Source organism: Bremerella sp. JC817, from assembly GCF_040718835.1.
Classification (GTDB): domain Bacteria; phylum Planctomycetota; class Planctomycetia; order Pirellulales; family Pirellulaceae; genus Bremerella.
The window spans coordinates 1-350 of the sequence record NZ_JBFEFG010000041.1; the positions used below are offsets into that span (position 1 = coordinate 1).

At 58.6% G+C, this 350-nt stretch carries 1 protein-coding gene; it reads left to right on the top strand.

Annotated features, from left to right (window positions below; genetic code table 11):
- Window positions 1–350, top strand: a 350-nt coding sequence (locus AB1L30_RS00205; protein WP_367011347.1) for a hypothetical protein, incomplete at both ends; no start/stop codon positions are given.

A 350-nucleotide genomic window follows, 5' to 3' on the forward strand; every position in this document is an offset into this window, starting at 1 on the left:
GCGAACGTCCTGACCGAGCTGAAGGCCCAAACCGTGGTCCTGGTGAACGTCCTGACCGAGCTGAAGGCCCAATACAACGCACGGACGCAACTCAATGCCGACGTGAGCGAGCAGAACAATCACTTTGACTTCGACCTGAAGATGGAACTCCGCGACGATTTGGGGATTCCGTTCTCGAACAATAAAATCCACGTCCGCATCTTCCGTCGCTGGGGTCTACTTTCCACGCGGCAAGCAGCACCTGCGTTGGAGTCACCTGAAGCAGGAAGCCGACGCGCCACGGTTTGGGCCTTCAGCTCGGTCAGGACGTTCACCAGGACCACGGTTTGGGCCTTCAGCTCGGTCAGGAC